At 30.2% G+C, this 19,582-nt stretch carries 28 protein-coding genes and 1 pseudogene; 2 read left to right on the top strand and 27 right to left on the bottom strand.

Annotated features, from left to right (window positions below; translation table 11 throughout):
* Positions 1-7: 7 nt before the first annotated feature.
* The 13 genes from CUEA01_RS10665 to CUEA01_RS10720 all read right to left on the bottom strand — a co-directional run bounded on the left by CUEA01_RS10665 (position 8) and on the right by CUEA01_RS10720 (position 7,613).
* Positions 8-178, bottom strand: coding sequence for a hypothetical protein (locus CUEA01_RS10665; RefSeq protein ID WP_234121619.1), 171 nt, complete (start codon positions 176-178; stop codon positions 8-10).
* Positions 179-218: 40 nt separating this feature from the next.
* A complete protein-coding gene (locus tag CUEA01_RS10670; RefSeq protein ID WP_234121620.1) occupies positions 219-725 on the bottom strand; it encodes an NUDIX hydrolase in 507 nt (168 codons plus the stop codon).
* Between the two features lie 16 nt (positions 726-741).
* Positions 742-1,347, bottom strand: a complete 606-nt coding sequence (locus tag CUEA01_RS10675; protein ID WP_234121621.1) for an HD domain-containing protein — start codon at positions 1,345-1,347, stop codon at positions 742-744.
* A 50-nt stretch (positions 1,348-1,397) separates the two neighbouring features.
* Positions 1,398-2,060 carry a class I SAM-dependent methyltransferase gene (locus CUEA01_RS10680; RefSeq protein ID WP_234121622.1) on the bottom strand — a complete coding sequence of 221 codons (663 nt, stop codon included), beginning with the start codon at positions 2,058-2,060 and terminating at the stop codon, positions 1,398-1,400.
* Positions 2,061-2,299: 239 nt separating this feature from the next.
* Positions 2,300-3,133 (bottom strand): Rpn family recombination-promoting nuclease/putative transposase, encoded by an 834-nt coding sequence (locus CUEA01_RS10685; protein WP_234121623.1) that lies wholly within the window; start codon positions 3,131-3,133, stop codon positions 2,300-2,302.
* Positions 3,134-3,252: 119 nt separating this feature from the next.
* Positions 3,253-3,975, bottom strand: a complete 723-nt coding sequence (locus CUEA01_RS10690) for an HAD family hydrolase (protein WP_234121624.1) — start codon at positions 3,973-3,975, stop codon at positions 3,253-3,255.
* Positions 3,976-4,010: 35 nt separating this feature from the next.
* Complete coding sequence (locus tag CUEA01_RS10695; RefSeq protein ID WP_234121625.1) at positions 4,011-4,529, bottom strand: GNAT family N-acetyltransferase; 519 nt, start codon at positions 4,527-4,529, stop codon at positions 4,011-4,013.
* 136 nt (positions 4,530-4,665) lie between these two features.
* Entirely contained in the window at positions 4,666-5,298 is a 633-nt protein-coding gene (locus CUEA01_RS10700; RefSeq protein WP_234121626.1) for an HAD family hydrolase, read from the bottom strand.
* Between the two features lie 97 nt (positions 5,299-5,395).
* A complete protein-coding gene (locus tag CUEA01_RS24920; RefSeq protein ID WP_268906154.1) occupies positions 5,396-5,746 on the bottom strand; it encodes a DJ-1/PfpI family protein in 351 nt (116 codons plus the stop codon).
* The gene (locus CUEA01_RS24925; protein WP_268906155.1) at positions 5,743-6,051 is read right to left on the bottom strand and encodes a DJ-1/PfpI family protein; all 309 of its coding nucleotides are present in this window, start codon (positions 6,049-6,051) and stop codon (positions 5,743-5,745) included. The genes CUEA01_RS24920 and CUEA01_RS24925 overlap by 4 nt, the downstream gene beginning before the upstream one ends.
* Positions 6,052-6,069: 18 nt before the next feature.
* On the bottom strand, positions 6,070-6,516 hold the full coding sequence (locus CUEA01_RS10710) for an HIT family protein (protein WP_234121627.1): 447 nt from the start codon (positions 6,514-6,516) through the stop codon (positions 6,070-6,072).
* Between the two features lie 42 nt (positions 6,517-6,558).
* Positions 6,559-7,029: a pyridoxamine 5'-phosphate oxidase family protein gene (locus tag CUEA01_RS10715; RefSeq protein WP_234121628.1), complete on the bottom strand. Its 471-nt coding sequence runs from the start codon at positions 7,027-7,029 to the stop codon at positions 6,559-6,561.
* 65 nt (positions 7,030-7,094) lie between these two features.
* Positions 7,095-7,613 carry a 2'-5' RNA ligase family protein gene (locus CUEA01_RS10720; protein WP_234121629.1) on the bottom strand — a complete coding sequence of 173 codons (519 nt, stop codon included), beginning with the start codon at positions 7,611-7,613 and terminating at the stop codon, positions 7,095-7,097.
* 258 nt (positions 7,614-7,871) lie between these two features.
* On the opposite strand from CUEA01_RS10720, the gene CUEA01_RS10725 reads away from it, so the two are divergent.
* Both CUEA01_RS10725 and CUEA01_RS10730 read left to right on the top strand, forming a co-directional pair.
* Positions 7,872-9,179 (top strand): IS110 family RNA-guided transposase, encoded by a 1,308-nt coding sequence (locus CUEA01_RS10725; protein ID WP_234121630.1) that lies wholly within the window; start codon positions 7,872-7,874, stop codon positions 9,177-9,179.
* Positions 9,180-9,432: 253 nt separating this feature from the next.
* Positions 9,433-10,188: a class I SAM-dependent methyltransferase gene (locus CUEA01_RS10730; RefSeq protein WP_234121631.1), complete on the top strand. Its 756-nt coding sequence runs from the start codon at positions 9,433-9,435 to the stop codon at positions 10,186-10,188.
* A 290-nt stretch (positions 10,189-10,478) separates the two neighbouring features.
* Here CUEA01_RS10730 and CUEA01_RS10735 read toward each other — a convergent pair whose 3' ends face one another.
* From CUEA01_RS10735 to CUEA01_RS10800, 14 genes and pseudogenes are all read right to left on the bottom strand, one after another.
* Entirely contained in the window at positions 10,479-10,805 is a 327-nt protein-coding gene (locus CUEA01_RS10735) for a Rossmann-fold NAD(P)-binding domain-containing protein (protein WP_234121632.1), read from the bottom strand.
* A 44-nt stretch (positions 10,806-10,849) separates the two neighbouring features.
* Complete coding sequence (locus tag CUEA01_RS10740; RefSeq protein ID WP_234121633.1) at positions 10,850-11,275, bottom strand: NAD-dependent epimerase/dehydratase family protein; 426 nt, start codon at positions 11,273-11,275, stop codon at positions 10,850-10,852.
* A 23-nt stretch (positions 11,276-11,298) separates the two neighbouring features.
* The gene (locus CUEA01_RS10745) at positions 11,299-11,994 is read right to left on the bottom strand and encodes a class I SAM-dependent methyltransferase (RefSeq protein WP_234121634.1); all 696 of its coding nucleotides are present in this window, start codon (positions 11,992-11,994) and stop codon (positions 11,299-11,301) included.
* Between the two features lie 14 nt (positions 11,995-12,008).
* Positions 12,009-12,434: a GNAT family N-acetyltransferase gene (locus tag CUEA01_RS10750; RefSeq protein WP_234121635.1), complete on the bottom strand. Its 426-nt coding sequence runs from the start codon at positions 12,432-12,434 to the stop codon at positions 12,009-12,011.
* A gap of 183 nt (positions 12,435-12,617) precedes the next feature.
* Positions 12,618-13,181, bottom strand: a complete 564-nt coding sequence (locus tag CUEA01_RS10755; RefSeq protein ID WP_234121636.1) for a histidine phosphatase family protein — start codon at positions 13,179-13,181, stop codon at positions 12,618-12,620.
* A 115-nt stretch (positions 13,182-13,296) separates the two neighbouring features.
* Positions 13,297-13,788, bottom strand: coding sequence for an NUDIX hydrolase (locus tag CUEA01_RS10760; protein ID WP_234121637.1), 492 nt, complete (start codon positions 13,786-13,788; stop codon positions 13,297-13,299).
* A gap of 39 nt (positions 13,789-13,827) precedes the next feature.
* Complete coding sequence (locus CUEA01_RS10765) at positions 13,828-14,688, bottom strand: metallophosphoesterase family protein (protein WP_234121638.1); 861 nt, start codon at positions 14,686-14,688, stop codon at positions 13,828-13,830.
* A 40-nt stretch (positions 14,689-14,728) separates the two neighbouring features.
* Positions 14,729-15,259, bottom strand: a complete 531-nt coding sequence (locus CUEA01_RS10770) for an NUDIX hydrolase (RefSeq protein ID WP_234121639.1) — start codon at positions 15,257-15,259, stop codon at positions 14,729-14,731.
* A 7-nt stretch (positions 15,260-15,266) separates the two neighbouring features.
* Positions 15,267-15,767: a GNAT family N-acetyltransferase gene (locus tag CUEA01_RS10775; protein ID WP_234121640.1), complete on the bottom strand. Its 501-nt coding sequence runs from the start codon at positions 15,765-15,767 to the stop codon at positions 15,267-15,269.
* A gap of 146 nt (positions 15,768-15,913) precedes the next feature.
* Positions 15,914-16,225, bottom strand: a complete 312-nt coding sequence (locus tag CUEA01_RS10780; protein WP_234121641.1) for a hypothetical protein — start codon at positions 16,223-16,225, stop codon at positions 15,914-15,916.
* 160 nt (positions 16,226-16,385) lie between these two features.
* Positions 16,386-16,964 (bottom strand): alpha-ribazole phosphatase, encoded by a 579-nt coding sequence (gene cobC / locus CUEA01_RS10785; protein ID WP_234121642.1) that lies wholly within the window; start codon positions 16,962-16,964, stop codon positions 16,386-16,388.
* A 246-nt stretch (positions 16,965-17,210) separates the two neighbouring features.
* Positions 17,211-17,966, bottom strand: coding sequence for an AAA family ATPase (locus CUEA01_RS10790; protein WP_234121643.1), 756 nt, complete (start codon positions 17,964-17,966; stop codon positions 17,211-17,213).
* A gap of 427 nt (positions 17,967-18,393) precedes the next feature.
* Positions 18,394-18,636, bottom strand: a pseudogene (locus tag CUEA01_RS10795) (Rpn family recombination-promoting nuclease/putative transposase); the annotation flags it as partial.
* Positions 18,637-18,679: 43 nt separating this feature from the next.
* The gene (locus tag CUEA01_RS10800; protein ID WP_234121645.1) at positions 18,680-19,582 is read right to left on the bottom strand and encodes an NAD-dependent epimerase/dehydratase family protein; all 903 of its coding nucleotides are present in this window, start codon (positions 19,580-19,582) and stop codon (positions 18,680-18,682) included.

Genomic DNA, 19,582 nt, shown 5'->3' on the forward strand with positions numbered 1-19,582 from the left:
TTAAAATCTATTTCAAACAACACACCATAATGTATTCCTCTGAATTTTCATCAAGAATCTGAAAGCCTACATATAAATACATTCCTAGAGCATAATTATCTTTTTGTACTGATAATGATGTTTTAGAATATCCTGCACTTTTAAGATAACATAACATTTTTCGTATTATATATTTCATATTTTCCTCACATATCTAGAATTTCTCTTATAATTATAAATCAACTTATAATCACTCCTAAAATACATTTTTTCCAATCTTCAATGTACCTCTTATCAAATTCGTTAATTTCTTTAGGTATATTATTTCGATTAAAAAAAACATGCCTCATTGCCTCATCTGTTTTCTGCAATATTTCACCTTTATATTCATTTGTTTCAAACACTATACTTGTAACACAACAAATATCCTTATTTGGATATACTATAATTCTATCCTCACCAGAATATATCCCAAAAAGGCATAGATTTTCTATTTCAATGCCTGTCTCTTCAAATACTTCTCTTTTAGCAGCTTCAACATACGTTTCTCCCATTTCCATAACTCCACCAGGAATACCCCATTTTCCATTATCCCGCCTTTGCTGCAACAAAATCTCACCTTTTGAATTTTCAATTATTACTCCACAGGCAGTAGTCATAAGAGGTGCATGTCCTATATCTTTTCTAATTTCTCTAATATAATTATCTTTATATGGTTTAATTATTTTCTTTATCTCTTCTTTCATCTTCTCACCTTTACTTTTATATCAAACTCTCATAAGAATTTTCTATTACATTTGGTAAAAGCGTGTACACATTGCAGCCACATAACTTATCAAAATAATTTTTCAACTCTAAATACGCTTTCCATTTATCAATAGTAAAATTCGGCAAACCATGTCTAAGTGCCACATCAATTAACCTTTTCTCCATAATGCAAGCACCACTTGGCAATGATATTGCGTCACACAATTGGATTAATCGATCATAATCATCATATACCGCATTCTTTATAAAATTGGACAAAAAAATCTTTTGTTCTTCCGTGCAGTCAAATTTCCCAAAAAACGTATTTACATCTTGTATTGGATATGAGTGTGTTAAACATATTCTTGCAATCTCTTTTTGATTTAAGCTCATCATATAATCATATCCGTCAATTGTATGCATAATTGATTTTATACCTGCTCTACGTCCTATGTCATGTAATAATCCCATAGCATAAGCCTTATTGCTGTCTAACGAGTCAATTTTATCCGCAATCAATTTAGCATTCAAACCAACTGACTTGCTATGTTTTATCCACGGTCCTGGATTTAGCCTCTCTCCTACTAACAATTCTCTTTCCGCTTCTTTTATACTTAACATAATTTATCCTCCCTAAACTGAGTTTTAAAGAACTACCTTCAAAACCTTTATTATTTTATGGCTACAACAACAAAAGCTTTTATTGTATGTTTTTCTCCATTTTTATCAAAGAAAATATAATCTATTGGTTTTATCTCTATATGTGAAAAATTTGAATATAATTTTCTAAGTTCCTCAATAGTTGAATAGTGATGGGGTATGTTTTCCTCGCCTTCAACATTATCAATGAAAGTATCTTTCTCTATTTCTGTACCTTTACCGTAATTTTCATCTTCAATAGAAATATAATCGATAACTACTATTCCATTGGGTTTTAATATTCTATATATTTCATTTACATTTTTATAGGCATCTTCTAAGGTCCCATGCCCTGTAGTCCATACACAAAGAATTCCATCTAATAAATTATCATCAAAAGGTATCTCTCTCATATCATGCTTCCTAAACTCAATATTATCTAAATTCAGCTCTTTAGCCTTTGATTGAGTTATTTTTAATCCATGCTCAGAAATATCAGTGGCATATACCTTGAAACCACTTTCTGCAAGGTATATTGAATGTCTTCCCGTACCACATCCCAAATCCATTATGTTTTTACATTTATTTCTCTTAAAAATATCTACGGCGATTTTTACAGTTGGTAATACATCAACTTGAACTTCCCCTTGCTCCTTATATATCTTGTCCCATTCTTGTTCCCAATTAATATTCAATTTTCCACCACCTAAATTTTCATTTTTTAGAATTATATTTTGCAGTTTCTTACAAATTATTGTATCATATATTGCTTTAATATACACTTATAACCAATAAAGTTAGCACTTTTTTAACATTATCTTTAACTAAAAAAAAAGTTCAAAAATCGAGAATTTAATCTCTAATCCTTGAACTCTTAATCTCTATTATTTTTTAAATTAAAAATAAATAATATAACTATGCATTAATAAATCTTTTAATTATTAATTTTAACTATATTCTTCACATATTCAACATCTATTTCATTTATTTCTGCAATATAATCTACGGAAAGTCCTTTACCATATTGCTTCAATATCAATTGCTTTATTGCTTCTCCCCTTCCTACTTCTATTCCTTCTTCCCTACCTTTTTTTCTTCCTTCTTCAATTTTTTCCCTATCTCTCTCCAATAAAGTCATAAATTCCACCTCCACAGAAATATCATTTTTAACTTTTTGAACTCTCCTATGTATATTTTTAACAAGCCTTCCTCTTGATTTTTCAGCTATATCATCTGTTGAATTTTCTACATAGTTAAGAAATTCTAGCAGTTCTTCATTCAAATCCTTCATAATTCCCTTCGTGTTTAGTATTATTTTCTGTGATTCATCATTTAAAATTATACTATTATCCTCTAAGCACATATTTTTAAATGTATATTTGTGACGTCCTTTATTAAACAAATCAAATGTACAAATAAATATAATATAACTTTTGGCAAGCTTTTTATAATCATCACCAGATTTTATTAAGTCTAAATCTATACTTCCCTGATAATATCTTAATCTTTTAGGTAAATTTTTGTGCTTTCCTCGCTGCATTTCAACATTATAAATTGTATTATTTTGATCTTTAACATATACATCTAACCTAATACCCTTGCTTTCAAGCAGTAAATCTATAACTTTCTGTTCTTCAACTAACTCAACTTTTTCTATTTCAACTTCTAAAATTTTTTCCAATAGATCCTTACAAATTTCCTTATCAGTCATGACCTTTGCAAATAAGAAATCATCTTCTAGGTTTAATTCTTTTAAAGTTTTGCCCATCAATATTAACCTTACCTTATAATATATCTTTTTATTAATTATTAACAATATTATATCTAATTAAACCTTGCGTTTCAATATGCTTTAAATATAATTACGTTATGTACTTATTTACAAAATTACCATTTATGTTCAATAGCTAATTCTAACAGCTCACTTAAAGATTTAATCTCCATAAAATTTTTCTTATTAATCTCAGTATCATGTTTACGATTTAAAAACACTGGCGTAAATCCAAAATTTTCAGCACCAAGAACATCAGCTTTAAAATTATCACCAATGTAGTAAATCTGCTTCTTTTCGATTGTGTTATCATTTTTTTTAATCTCGTCAAATACAATTTGAAATAAATCCTTATGTGGCTTCCTTATTTTATAATCAGCACTAAAATGTATACTAACAAAATATTTTTCTAAATCATATTGGTTAATAAATTTTTTCATTACATTTTTTTTAAATATAGAATTACTTAATAAATAAACCGGAATTTCTAAAAATTTAAGCTGCTCTAAAGTAGAAATAGTATCATCAAATAATTCAGTAGAATTTATTTTAAGTGCGCAATTAAACACAATATCTTCCAGTGGTAATTCTTCTTTAAAACCATATTTATTTTTGAAATCTAGCAGTTCATCATCAAATGCCAATTCTGAATTATCTTCATTCCTTTTGTCATAAAGCTCTTTCCAATATGTATCTGCATACTCTAAAAATTCATCTTTATCAGTATCCTTTGACAAAATATTTTCATGCAGATAAAATAAACCTGAATTAAAATCAAATTTAATATCATGAATCAATGTTTCAAACAAATCAAATACAATTATTTTTGCCTTTTCCATAAAATCCTCCCCCTTCCAATCTAAATGCTTCAAAACTATTTTAAATCAAGCCTGTAAGTGTAATTATCATATACAATGTCAGTTCCATGCTTTTTAAAAGTACCTTCTTTTTCAATATGGAAGCCAAGTTTTCTTAATACAGCATTTGATCCAATATTTTTCCTTGCCACATCAGCTGTAATTTTACGCCCACCATTCTTATAACAAAAATCAATTAGTGCCTTTATCATTTCTGTAGCATATCCTTGACGCCAATACTTTTTATGTATGCAATATCCTAAATCCCAATGCTTTTTGTCTTCACTTGGCACAGTGCTACATGTCCCAATATAATTTTCTGTTTCCTTTGAAACCGCAACAAAATAATAGCACCCACTATAATCTTCTACTTCATCTTTCCATTTCAAATACGCATCAGTTACTTTGTCCCTTGGTGGATCAGATAAATATTTCCCCATTTCATCATCTAGCCAAATATCTAGGCAAAACGATGTATCTTCTTTTTTAGTACTCCTAATAATTAATCTATTTGTTTCTAAATTGTTTTTAATCATAATCAATATTCTCCCATAATATATATTTTAATCTATAGGAGCATGTGAAAAATATAGGTATTCTTTTTTATTAGTAGCCCATAAGGCTTTATGTGCGGTATAGTAAAACCTATAGAATACATTTTTTCACATCCTCCTATAATATATCTAACAATTCGCTTAAACTTGCAATTTCTCTATCTGGGAGGTATTCATTTGTTTTAGGCTTCTGCATACCACCAAAGCCTTGCTTAATCCATATTGTTTTCATACCAATATTCTTTGCCGGAAATATATCATTGTCCAAACGGTCTCCAACCATAATTGTTTCAGAAGCCTTGTAACCTGATTTTTCAATTGCTATTTGAAAAAGCTTGCTATCAGGCTTCATAATTTGATAATCCCATGATGAAATTACAAATGAAAAATATTTTGAAATTTTCAAAGAATTTAACCTATCTACAAGCCCGTCCGTTTGATTTGCAATAATACCAAGTTTATATTTTTGTGCTAAAGACTGTAAAACTAAATCAACATTATCGTATAGTTTTTCAAGTTCATGGCGATACGGAGCAGCTTTTAAAAAGCCAAACTTCTTTACAACTGTTCTATATTGTGGTTGATATGTTATAGATGCCTGAATGATTTCCTCATATATTTGTCTTTGGGAAATACCAAGCATTTTTGCATCTTCCATTTCTGCTTGTTCTACACACCTTTGTTTCCATACTTCATCCTCATTAATCAAGGTATAACCAACATCAAAGAATATACATTTTACGTTCTCCACTTTTCCCTCCCGTTTTACTATAGTTTATTGTCATGTAGTGAAACTGGCTAAACTATATATCACACCTTATTATACCATATACTTGTTTAATATCCATTCATTTGTAAACCCCCAACTTATTAAATTTATACCATTTATCAATTTTCTCTACAGACTTAAAGTTCAAACAAATCATAATTTCTCTAGCAAACTCCAATGATCCTGTACCATTTGCAGTTATGATACCAGAATCACAAACTGCCTGTTTTTCAATAAAATTGTTATCACCCTTATAATGTGGAGCTTGTGACTTCATATACTCCAATGTATTACCCGAATGCTTGATATTATCGAGATATCCATTTTCAGCCATAAAATTAGCAGCATTGCATATTGCACCTACTGGAATATGATGCTCAACGGCATACTCAACCACTGGCTTAACACCATCGTTTTTATTTTCTGTCAAGCATAACCACCAATTAAAAGCAGCAATTCAAAATTTTCAGGATAATCACTTATAGAATAATCCGGAAGAATTCTAAAGCCACCCATAGAAAGCTTAGGCTCTTTATTTAAACTTAAAGTTTTTACAACATAATCAGTTTCTGCTCCATTTCCATTGAGTTCTGAACAAATATATGCACTTTCCCAATCTGCATATCCATCAAAAATAAACACAAGTACCTCTTTTTTCATTGTAACACTTCCCTTCCAAAATATTCTACAATGAAAAATACGACATCTGTATGTCATATTCATAGATATCCCCAAAACATTCCACCATTTTATTTAAAGTAATTTTTCTAGTTCTGTTCTTAAACTCTTTTTCATTTTTCCAAGTTCTTCATCAGAAGGTACATACTTTTCATTATACATTTCTTCTTTAGGTAATTTCCAAACAGGTCCAGGATTTGGCGTGTCTCCTGCACGTCTTGGAAAAAAATGCCAGTGCATATGTACTCCTTCCCCTTGTCCTAATAACTCATAATTTAATTTATCAGGCTTAAATGCATTGTAAGTAGCCTCAGCTACTAATGACATTTCATTTAAGAATTTATTTCTAAAATCTTTTTCTAGAAAATGTATTTCAGTAGCATGTACCTTACATAAAAATAAAGTATACCCCTTAAAACGTTGATAATCCCCTAGTACAACATAACCTGTTTCTAGCTCTTTAACAAAATATCTGTTTTTTCCTTCAAGCGTTTCCTGAATTCTATTGCATACTCCACACATACATATAACTCCTTTAAATTTCAAGTTTCAGATAGTTTATCTTTACTCAATTGTTACAATATCAAATGTAAAAGGAAATTCTTCAGCTTTCCTATTTTCAAAATTAACCTTATATCCAGTTCCATCTTTATAAAAGAAACCTTGTTTTAATTCTATTTTTATATAACACATATTTTCATCATTTTCGTTATTATGTGCAAAGTACCAAGGCTCGAAAGCCTTTATTAGTTTTTCCCTAATTTCATGATTTTCTTCTAACAATGGATGTCCAACATTATGAGCAATTCCATTTAAACGATACAATTTATTGCACATTGAAATTCTAGAATTTTTCTCAATCTCTTTTACTTTCTGCGATTTTGCATAAGAAACAATATAAAATGCACCATTATCATAAAAAGTATCTACAAACCTAACAGATGGAATATTGTCATCTGACGTTGCTAAAGCAAATTGATAATCTTTTGCAAATAGCTCCGTTAAAACGTTTAAACTTTTTTCGTATTTAGTCATATTTAATATCCCCTTTACAAATTATTATTTTTTAACTGATCTAAGCTTGCTATCATTTTATACCATCAATTTAGAAATTCATGTTCTATTATTATAATTGACTCTCCATGTTCCCCAATCATTTCAACTGATATTTTTTTAATAGCTGTGCTAAATTTAGCATTACACTTACTTACATCATTAAACGCTTTATTAAAAGAGTCCACAGAAGATATTTTTCCAACTGTCATATGTGGAATATAATTATAACCTTCATCAAATTGCTTTAGTTTATCTTTATATAGCACATCATGAATATTTTTAATTATCTCCTTACCTTGTACTACATTTAAAAACAAGTAGTTTCCATGCCTATCTTGCTGTTTACTAAAGCCTTGTAATTCAACTTTAAATGGATGTATGCCACTTAAACTCTTTTTTAAATATAAACTAAGTTCCTCATTAGTAAGTTCACTATTAAAAGGGAAAACTAAAGTAATATGTGGTGCTACTAAATTCGCCAAGGGATCATATTTCTTACGGATATCATTTATAACATCCATATTTTCAAATTCTGGAAAAATCATAATAGTTTTTGTATTCATAATTTATCTCATTCCTTTCGCTTCGCTCAAGGCACAAACAAGTTATGAAAAACTGTTGCACCTATCCTCCATTTGGTATAATATTTTTTATGGAATAGCAATATACTACAGAGCACGGGAGGAGAAGTGGCGAATTTATTTCGACCCCGTATAATTATATGTGCCGTCATCCTTTCAAGCACAAACAAGTGGGACATTGAGCCCGGACTCTTATCATTGGTAATAAACCATGTTTATTTAGTCGTAGGATGACAGTCAATGTTGCTATTTCCTTTTTATTTAGGTGGTGATGTTATTATGAGGCTTATTTACCCCATATGCTGTGGACTTGATGTCCACAAAAATGTTATCGTTGCAACTATTGTCTCTACTGATAAAAATAGAATATCTGAGTACAAACAAAAATCCTTTACTACCATCAACTCTGATATTCAGAAGTTTCACAACTGGCTAATTCAAAATAACTGCAAACATGTCTGTATGGAATCCACTGGTAAGTATTGGATTCCTATTTTTAATTATCTTGAAGCTGACATTGATGTGTGTTTAACACATCCCAAATATGTCAAAGCAATCAAGGGTAAAAAAACAGACAAAAAAGATTCCAAGTGGATTGCTGACCTTTATAAATTTGATTTAGTCAGATGTTCTTTTATTCCACCAAAAGATTTTCGTCAATTGCGTGAGCTGGCTCGCTATCGCTTTAAACTTGTTTGTATGAAATCTTCTGAAAAGAACCGAATTCAAAACTGTATGACTGTCTCAAATATTGGAATTGCAAGTATCTTGTCTGATCCTTTTGGTAGAACAGCAACAGAAATTATGACCTATTTGCTTGTAAACACTTCTGATACTATTGAAGATAAAGCAATTCGCAAACTTATTAAAAAAGGTGCTAATGCAAAATCTGACGAAATTATTAATGCTATCAAAGGGTACAATATAGAAACTGATCAAGCTAAAAAATTAAAACTTGCCAGATCTCATCTTGAATATCTTAATAATATGATTTCTCAAACTGAGATAGAGCTTTACGTACGCATTAAACCTTACTATGAATTTGTAAAATTCATTTCTTCTCTGCCTGGTATTACTGAACTTAGTGCCACAATAATCCTTGCAGAAACTGGTGTTAATATGGCTATCTTTGATGATGCTAAACACCTTTGTTCCTGGTGTGGGCTTTCCCCAGCTAACAATGAATCTGCTGGCAAGAAAAAATCTGTACGCATTGCAAAAGCAGGTGTCTACTTAAAACCTATGATGGTACAGTGTGCTCTTGCTGCAATTAAAAGTAAAAAGCAACCTTACTTTGCAATAAAATATGGACGCATTAAAAAACGTCGTGGACACAAAAAAGCTATTATCGCAATTGCCAGAATGATGATGGTATGCATCTACCACATGATTTCTGAAAAACAATCTTTTACTCCAACTGATTATACGGAATTGATGGATCCGCATTTTAATCAGCAAAAAGTAACTCTAAATGATACAAATGTTTTTGCTTACCTTGAATCTAAAGGATATGACACTTCCTTATTAGTTAAATGCAACGATAACTAATACTAATTTCTTAATACTGTAAAAAACAGGTTTTTAGGAACCTTTAGTTAAAGTCGCCTCAAAATTCAACTTATTTTTCACTCTTATCTCCTATGCAAATCAGATTATATATAATTTTATACAATTTTACAAAATAGTGCAATCATATATTACGAAGTGATATAATAAAGCTATGTTTTAAATAAGTGTAAAAATCAACACTTATTTAAAACATAGCCTATAATATATTATAATAAAAGGTGGGGTTATTCATATGGATAAACAATATACGGAAATAAATTCTAAATTTTTTGATAAATGGGTTCAAGACGGATGGGAATGGGGACAACCAATTAGCCATAATGTTTTTGAAAAAGCAAAAAATAATGATTGGTTTGTATTATTAACGCCTACAAAACCTGTACCAAAAGAATGGTTTTGTGAAATTAATAATGCTAAAATACTTGGTTTAGCTTCTGGCGGTGGTCAGCAAATGCCAATATTCGCCGCATTAGGTGCAAACTGCACAGTACTTGATTATTCAGAGAAACAACTTTTGAGTGAAAAGGAAATAGCAAAAAGGGAAAATTATGATATTAAGACAGTTAGAGCTGACATGACAAAACCTTTGCCTTTTGAGGATGAATCCTTTGACTTGATTTTTCATCCCGTTTCTAATTGTTATATAGAAGACGTTCTTCCTGTTTGGAAGGAATGCTATAGAGTATTAAAAAAAGGTGGCATTTTATTAGCAGGCTTGGATAATGGCATTAATTATATTTTCAATGATGAAGAAACCGCAATAGTTAATAAGTTGCCATTTAATCCTTTAAAAGATAAACAATTATATGAAGCTTCAATAAAAAATGATTGGGGAATTCAATTTTCACATACCATTGAAGAGCAAATTGGTGGACAGCTGCAAGCAGGCTTTACACTCACAGATATATACCAAGACACAAATGGCGTAGGTAGACTTCATGAATTTAATGTTCCATCTTTTTATGTAACAAGATCAATCAAAAAATAGAGCAAAGTAACAATGCTTCGTCACATTAAAAGAATTCTATAAATCTTGGTGGCTATTTTAAAATAGTGCTTGCTTTGGGTTCAAGAAGGATAATTGGCAAAGCCCAAGCCTCGTGTATGTTTATACTCGCTGAGAAAATGCTCAGACAATTGAAATCTCTAAGGATTTTATGATTTTTGAACCAAGATTTATTAGAATTTTTTTAAACTGTTCCTTCAGCATTGTTACTTCGTTCCTACGGAATTTTGGCGTGAATCTTTATAGTGCATCATTTGCATTCCACCTTGAATTCATAACAAATCCCTTATTACTGTATTTAATAAAAGTTTTCTTTTATCATTATTTAAATTATGATACCTATCTTCCTCTTTATAATCAGGTATTATAAAGCTGCTATCAATTCCTTGCAAATTTGCTAAGTACACATAAAAATCATAATAGCTTACTGGTTTTTCACCTGAAATATTTATTATTCCTGTAATATCTTTATACGCAAGTTCAATTATAGCATCTGCCAAGTTTTTTACGTTAACATAGCTAGAATACATATTAGCCGTTCTTGAATATTTTTCACCAGTTTTTGAAAGTTCGAATAATGCTTTCATTCTTGAATCCATTTTACCATCATAATCATACCCATATATACTTCCCGGTCTTATTATTAAGTGATTATTATGGTTTTCACTATATTCTCGCCTTCAATTTTGCCATTAATATATTTATAAAAATACTCATCATCCTTACGCTTGTGCGGAAGCACATTTTCAGATTGATCTTTACCTTGCCCAACTGTAGTAGAAATATAAATTAACCGTACATGCTCTGAAAGGTTATTAACAATTTCATTTAAACCTATTTGCGATAAAGATATTTCTTGTTCTGGATCATAAATACTCCAAATAATTATGTCTGGCTTTAATGAAATTAACTTCTTTATATCTGATTTATTTAGCACATTAATTTTCAGGAACTCATTACTAGTAGAATTACAGCATGTTCCATAAATTTCACCACTACTGATGGCTTTAAGCTTTTTATATATTGTATTTCCAAGATATCCACTCGCTCCTATAATCAATATCCTCACTTAATTCACCTCACCCCATAATACTAATTTTTTCGCAAAATAACATGATGGAAAGATGCTATAGCTTTATACTCTTCCAATTCGCTTACCTTTAATTCTATTTTAAGCATTTTTTCCTGCCATTCTTTATTTTTTTGGATATCCTGATTTTGTTGTAAATCCCAAAAGGTTCTCATTCCCAAGACCTTTTCTATTCTTAATTTATCCGACCATTCCAAGATATCCGAATCCTCATAGTAATTAATTTCACCAAACTGCTGTGCGTGTCCATTTTTTCCTTCTAATAATTCATTTGCATGCTCAAAGTTATTTAGCAGTACAACCATCTGCATAACCCTTCCAGCCCTATTGTGTTTTAAAATAGACAAATATCCATCTTTCTTTAATATCCTAGAAAATCCACTTATAATTTCTTTTCTTTCATGTGCGTATTCAAGAACATTGTGACATAATATCACATCAAAGGACTCATCTTTGAAATTCTTAAGTTCCTTCACATCGCCTTTTATTTGTGTATAATCATTTTCTGTAAATCTATCGTAAAGCATATTTTCATTTGGCTCAATTGCAACAACCTCATTATCTAAAGCAAAATGATTAGCTGTTATACCATGTCCACTTCCAAAATCCAAAATTTTTTTATTGTGTACGTACTTTAATTGTTCCCAGGTCATTTTCTTTTGCAATAACTCCCAAGTAGCAATATCTTTAATATCCATAATCAATGCCTCCATTATCTCAGCGGCCTACTATTTCTTATTTCCATCAAATCCATGGGTCTAGCGGTAGGCTTGAAACCAACCTTTTCATAAACCCCGTGAGCATCCTTTGTTATTAACAGCCACTGATACACATCTCTTAATTCTTCATGCTGCAATATATAATTTATAATTTTTTGACCTATTCCCTTTTTTCTAAATTTCTCTTCAATATATACGTCTGTTATATATGCAAATCTTGTTTTATCAGAAATCACTCTGGCATAACCAATTTGTTCACTGCCACTCGCAAAAGCTCCAACAACCAAGGCTGAATTAATAGCACCTTTTTTTATTTCTTCAATTTTAATCTGAGGACTCCAGTATGCCTTTGAAAGCATCTCTGTTATCCTTTCAAAATCCATCTTTTCAATTCCATCTTTTATAATAATGTTTTCCATAGTAATCCCCTTCCCTAAAAATATAATCTAATACTAATTTACACCATTACCTTAGGTAAGGAGCAACTACCTTAAAAATATTTATGGATAAACCGCTTCAACTATTAAAATTTATGTGCACCATAATGCCCAAAGGACGGCATTTTGGTACAAATAAGCTTTAAGTTTCACAGTGGTTTATCTTTAGTCCAGCATAAACTCTTCAATACTAATAACCTTTCGATTTTCAAAAGTAAAGCAAACTATAAATGGCATAAAATTTTTAATTCTTTCAAACTCATTAAAATCAAATTTACTATTAAAATAATTTATTATTGTACTTAAAGCAGTACCATGAGAGCCAATAACAATATTTTTGTCCACATTTTTTTCAAGTACGCACATAAGAGCCTTTAAATTTCTGCTTTGAACCTCATTTAAACTTTCACCACCAGATAACTTATAATCAAAATTACTCCACTGCTGTTTAGCAAAAGCATTAAAATCTTCAATCCATACATTATCAATTTTTCTTTCTCTAAAATCATCAATAATTTCAACATCCAATGCTGATTTTTCTGCAAAATTCCTAACAGTATCTATGGCCCTTTTATATGGACTTGAATAAACTTTTGTTATAGATTTATCTTTTAAAAATTCTGTCACCTTTTTGCATGCCCTAAAGCCATCTTCAGTAAGTGGTCTTAAATAATCATCATGAACTGAAAAGTCTGGCTTTGCATGTCTCACAAAATATACTTTTTCCATATTATATCCTCCATTTCAAAGCACATAAGCATTTATTCAGAATTACACCAATCATTCTTTATTTCCCAAGCAATATATTTTTTAAATTACCTCTTAGCATTATTAATTTTGCCATTCATCTATCAAATAAATACTCTTCATGTACTTCAATTTCATTTGATGAATTTACTTGAAACCCTAAGCACGAAAAACCTGATTTATAATTTAATGCCCTTCTAAATCTTAACTGCTGCTTTGGATTTACTATCTTTAAGGCTTCTTCTTTAGTGAACCATTTTACTTCAACACTTTCCTCACTAGTTCTTAAATCACCTGATATGTACTTACAAATAAAATCTATAGTAACAATCGTTGGCACTTCTTTAACTCCATTATATCCTTTTTTCTTTTTAGTATTTGAATAAATGCCAACAACATTAACTACCTGTACATTAACACCAGTTTCTTCCCTTATTTCTCTAATTAGTCCTTGAGGTAATGTTTCTCCTGGCTCAATTATGCCTCCTGGATATTCCCAACCTTTACGTGGATTTTTCACAAGTAAAATTTTGTTTTCCCCATTGGTAATTATGCCACCCGAAGCAACTATATGTGTTGGTAAAATCATAAAATCCCCTCCATTATATAAAATGTTTTATTATCACAATTAATCTCCTATTATTTCATTTACAGCTTGTGCCCAAAATCTTTCTGGAATATCTGGCCACACACAACTGCCTGTCTCTTCCATGCATAAATTTATGGCTCTTGATAGAACTTTACCATGAGATATATTTCCTCCATGCAAAATATTTTCGGTTATAAGGCTCCAGTAAGGTGCATGCTCATGAAGCTTTACCTCATGCATATCTCTAATTACCATATTAGTATCATACTCAAGACTAATAAATTCCTCTGACCATATTCCATCATTTCCATGCAGTATCAAAAACTGAGTCTTTCCACCACTAAAAAGAGGTATACCAACAGCCCCTGGATTTAAAGCACATTTATTGTTATATACAATTTTTCTTTGCACATGGGAATGACCACATAATATGATTGATGTTTTCACACTATTCATAGCTTCTATAGTCCTAGCATCATCTGGTAACATTTTTTCATTTATCTTATTTGGTGAGCCATGGCAAACAGTTACTGCTGGCATATCTCCAATACTTATGTCCTGTGTTAGCTTTAGCTTTGCAAAAAAATCAAAATCTCTAGCTGTAAGTGAATTGTATGCATATAATAATGATCCACTGCAAGAATTTTTGTCCTTCCACCCTTTTTCACCATCAGCGCGGTAATTTAGCCAATAATCCTCCTTATTCCCTTTGATAAAATAACATTTATATTTTTCCTTCAAATCATATAATATCTGCATTGTTTTTTCCGGGTAGGCTAATTCACCAATATAATCACCCAAAAATAAAAATGTGCTGATATTGCGTGAAAATGCATATTCAAGGCAACGCGTTAGTGCAACATAATTGCCATGAATATCTGACAGTACTGCTATATCCATATTGCCCTCCTTAATCTCCACTTTATTACGGCTGCAAATTCTAATATAATTTCAATAAATACAGCAGCAGCGCAGTAAGTGAAAGTCCATCTTTTATTTCATTATCTTTTATCATTCTTTTTATTTCTTTTACACAAACCCACCTAACCTCTTTTACTTCATTTTTATCAAAGTCACTAACACTTCCAAGAGCTGAGGATTTTACAATATTAAATACTTGATTCGACATTCCATTTGAAGGATTGTAAGAATAAATAAAATTAGACTCTGTAACATCATAGCCTGTTTCCTCTAACACTTCTCTTTTAGCCGCCATGCATGGAGTTTCTCCAGCTTCAATTCCACCAGCAGGTATTTCCCATTCTAAAGAATTAGTTGTATATCTATAAGAATGTACAAATAATATTTCGCCTTTATCATTTTCTACTATTGCTGCAACTGCTTGTCTTGGAAAATCTAACATGTGATGCTCATCAATTATCCTGCCATCAGGAAAAAGAACTTCATCTCGATATAAATTTACCCATTTACTTTCATAAATAGTTTTTCGCGATAACCTTTTAGGTAACATATGATATTCACTCCTCTGAGACTTCCTTCAACCAATTATCCTTTTTTAATTCATAATACTTAAATACTTCATCTTCACAAATATATTGAAATCCTAATTTTCTCATAATATGTTGACTCCTTGTATTTCTAAGAACTGCATCAGCATACATTGTATTTAGTCCAAGCTCTTCAAACGCATACTGAATCATAAGTTTTTCTGCTTCTGTTCCATATCCCTTTCCCTTTACGCTATCATTTACAAGATGAATGCCGAGATTTCCTTTTTTGATTATATTATCAATATATTTTATTTGAACTTCACCAATGGCAATTTCATTAACAATAATAGCAAATATCCTTCTTTTAGGATCTTTTGCGCGTTCATTAAAATAGACATCCACCTTTTCCACTGAGTACTCATATGTCTCATCTGTCATCATTGGATCTGCTACATACTTTTTGTATATTTCATGGCACAATTCTCTTGTTAAGGGTTTTAATATAATGCTTTTCCCTCTTATGTCCACTTTTGCGACCTCCAAATGTTACTAACGTTGTTTGTATTTCTTATTATAATTATATCCTATTGTAAAAAAATAACAACAAACATAAGTTTATCGTTATTTTTACAAAATCAATAAAAGCCATTAACCAATTATACATTTTGTTTTCATTATTTAACACTTGTAAAATGATATGATTGTTTACCCTTTAAGATTAAATCACCATTATTATCAATTTGATATGTATATTCTTCTTTATTACTCATAATTGGTGACAATGTAAGCTTATTTTTACTTACAGTGTAAGCACCACCACCCCAATAATACTGTGATTTGAAGCTTCCATCACTTTTAAACTCAACTATATCTTTTTTATCTTGCCATTTTCCTACAATGCTATTAGATTTTTTACACCCACCTAATGAAAAGATAATTCCAATAGCAACAACTAACATAATTATTTTTCTCGTCTGTTTTCTCATCTTTGACCCTCCCCAGTACATAGATAAACATATTAATTATAGCAATTTTATTTATATATGTAAACATATATAAATATTTCCTTAAACTTGTACACTATAATTTTTATTAAGCCCATGAATATCCAGTATTAGACTGTCATAAGTTACTAATTGAAAAAACTTATTTATTACATTGAGTTAATAAATCGCTATCAATTTCTGTAATTGAAGTATTCTCTGTTTTAAAGCTCAGCATTTTATGAAAAGGTGTGTTAGTTAAATAACATTGTACACACATAATTACGGCACTATGAGTTACAATTGCAACATTATCATAATTTTCATTAATAATTTTATGTATTACTGGCAGAACACGCTCTAGCATTTCTTGATAAGATTCACCTTTAGGCGGCTTTGTGTATCTTCGATTTATATGCCATTTTTCATATTCAGTTGGATATTTTTCCTCAACTTCTTTCCAGGACATTCCTTCCCATTGTCCAAAATTAATCTCCTTTAACTCATCCATTGCTACATGCTCAACATTAGTAATTCTACTCAAAACCTCTGCTGTTTTAAGTGCTCTTTTTTGTGGGCTTGAATAGATTTTTGAAAATTTATAGTCATTTTCTAGTACCATATTACTCAGTTCCTCTGCTTGTTTCATACCAGTATCATTAAGTTCAGTATCACAGCTTCCTTGTATTTTTCCTTTTGCATTCCAATCTGTTTGTCCATGTCTTATTAAAAATAGCTTCATAAATTATTCCTCCATAGTATACTTGTCATTTTAACTTATAAATTTTCTATTATTTTCTTAACACAATTTTATATAGCCTCTCTTGTTATATTCGCTTTTCCTCCAGTATGATAACCTCACTAAATATGATTTCATGATAAATGTATAAAAATATTGTATATTACATTATAAAGATTCACACCTAAAATTCCGTAGAAACGGAGGAATTTTTTCCTTGTACTACCGTAGAAGCATTGTTACTTTGCATTATTTTTCTAAAAGTATATTTAAAATTCCCTTAGTATTATTTAAAAAACTTTTCATTACTATATAATTTTCAGTTTCTTCATATCTAACAGCCCTAATTCCATTTTTTATTTCATATATTATTGAATCTGGATATGCCATTATTATTGGTGAATGCGTAGCAATAATAAATTGCGAATTCTTACCGACCAACTCATGCATCCTCGATATCATAGACATTTGCCTTGATGGATACAACGCTGCTTCAGGCTCATCAAGTATATATAACCCATGTCCCCTAAATTTATTCATGAATACTGAAAAAAAGGATTCTCCATGGGATTGTTTATGCAGCGAAATTCCTCCATAGGAATCTATTATCCTTGGAATTGAAGGCTGTTCTCGATCCAAATTATCGATATTAGTGGCAAGATTATAAAAACTCTCTGCCCTAAGAAAAAATCCATCTTCTGGCTTCCTTATACCTTTTACTAGTTTAATATAATTTTGCAGCTCAGAATGAGTATCACATGATGAAAAATTAAAATTCTTAGTTCCCCCTTCTGCATTAAATCCATATGCAGTTGCAATTGCCTCTAATATAGTTGATTTGCCAGAACCATTTTCCCCTACTATAAAGGTTACTTTAGGGTGTAATTTTAATTTTGACAAATTTTTTATTGCAGGCAAATTAAATGGATACTTAGAATAAGACTCTATTTTATCTCTTTTAAGTTCTATGCTCCTTACATATTGATTATTTTCCCATATCTCCATATATAATCTCCTAAACTTAACTATCTTAATACTAATTTATACCATTACCCTAGGGAAGTAGCAAGTACTTTTTGTATTATTTTACACTTATTTAAAATATGAACTTTTACTAATCGCGAATTTTTTCTGCATTTCTATTCATAAACTTAAACCCAATATTTTGATAAATGCACTTTTTTATTGGCGATAACCACTGTTTATACTTCTGAAAAAATTCATCAGATGAATTGAACACTCCAAAATCGCAGTTAATGCCTTCCTTTTGAATGTACGTATTATTTACATTCCACTCTATTTGAGGATTTTGAAAATTATCAGTAGCATGACTCTCTAATCAATAAACTTTGTTCCATACAAAAAAACATAAACCCTGCACTTATGGCAAGGTTTATACTTAATCTAAAATAATTGGTTTTAATTTAACTTTTTAATTATTAATTTTAGGTACATTATTCTTAACTACAGCTCTTACAAATTCAACATCTATTTCATTTATTTCTGCTATATACTCTACAGAAAGTCCCTTACTATATTGTTTCAATATCAACACTTTTATTGCTTCTGCTTTTCCTTCTTCTCTTCCTTCTTCTCTTTTTTCTCTATCTCTTTCTAGTAAAGTCATAAATTCCACCTCCACAGAAATATCATTTTTAACTTCTTGAACTCTTTTCATTTTCACTCGCCTTTTAAAATCTACTTTGTATCCTCAAAAATCACTCAAAATTTTCCTTTATAAATTTTATATAATCTTTTTTTATAACTTCATTAGGATTGTCCTTAAACCAATCATAGGATTCCTTTAATCCCTTAAATAAATCCTTTTGTTCCGGTAATAAAGCATTCTGCCTCGAAATATCTAGTGCATATTCATAATTATAAAAGCTAAAGTAGTCTCTTTGATTATCGTGATTAGTTACATATACTTTTTCTAAAGGAGTTCCTACAACCTTATAGCACAGCTCAACAAATGTATTTATATCTACTAATTCTGTGTTTCCAACATTTAATATGTGTTCCCCTGGATGAGTTTTTAAAATTTTTTCAATGACTTTACACAAATCTTCCACATGAAAAAATTGCAGTTTCATCTTTCCATCATTAGGTATATAAAATTTTCTTTTTTTTAAAGCACACTCAAATACAAATGGTTCCCTATATACATTTTGCATAGGTCCATATAAATAAGGAGGTCTTAAAACATATGCATTTGGAACTTTTGAAAGCAAATATTCTTCAGCTTCAAGCTTATCGGTCCCATACTTGCCCCAAATTGAATTAAAACCAGTCTTTTGATTTTCAGAAAATGGCTGTTCATTTGTTTCTGGATAAACAGCAGATGAGCTAATAAATATATAATCTTTAAATTCTCTTACTGCTGTTAAGATATTTCTTATATCATTTTGATTATATGCACACACATCGATTATGGCATCAAAGGAATATTTTAATAAACAATCTTTTAAATCATTTCTATCGGCACATATTAAATTAACATTTTCTATTTGTTTTTTAGTTCCCCTATTTAAAACATAAACTTCATACTTTTTCGCTTCAAAATATTTTGCTATGTATTTACTGACGAATACAGTTCCCCCTGTAACTAATATACGTTTCAC

The sequence above is a fragment of the Clostridium hydrogenum genome, assembly GCF_021432385.1.
Classification (GTDB): Bacteria; Bacillota; Clostridia; order Clostridiales; family Clostridiaceae; genus Clostridium_S; species Clostridium_S hydrogenum.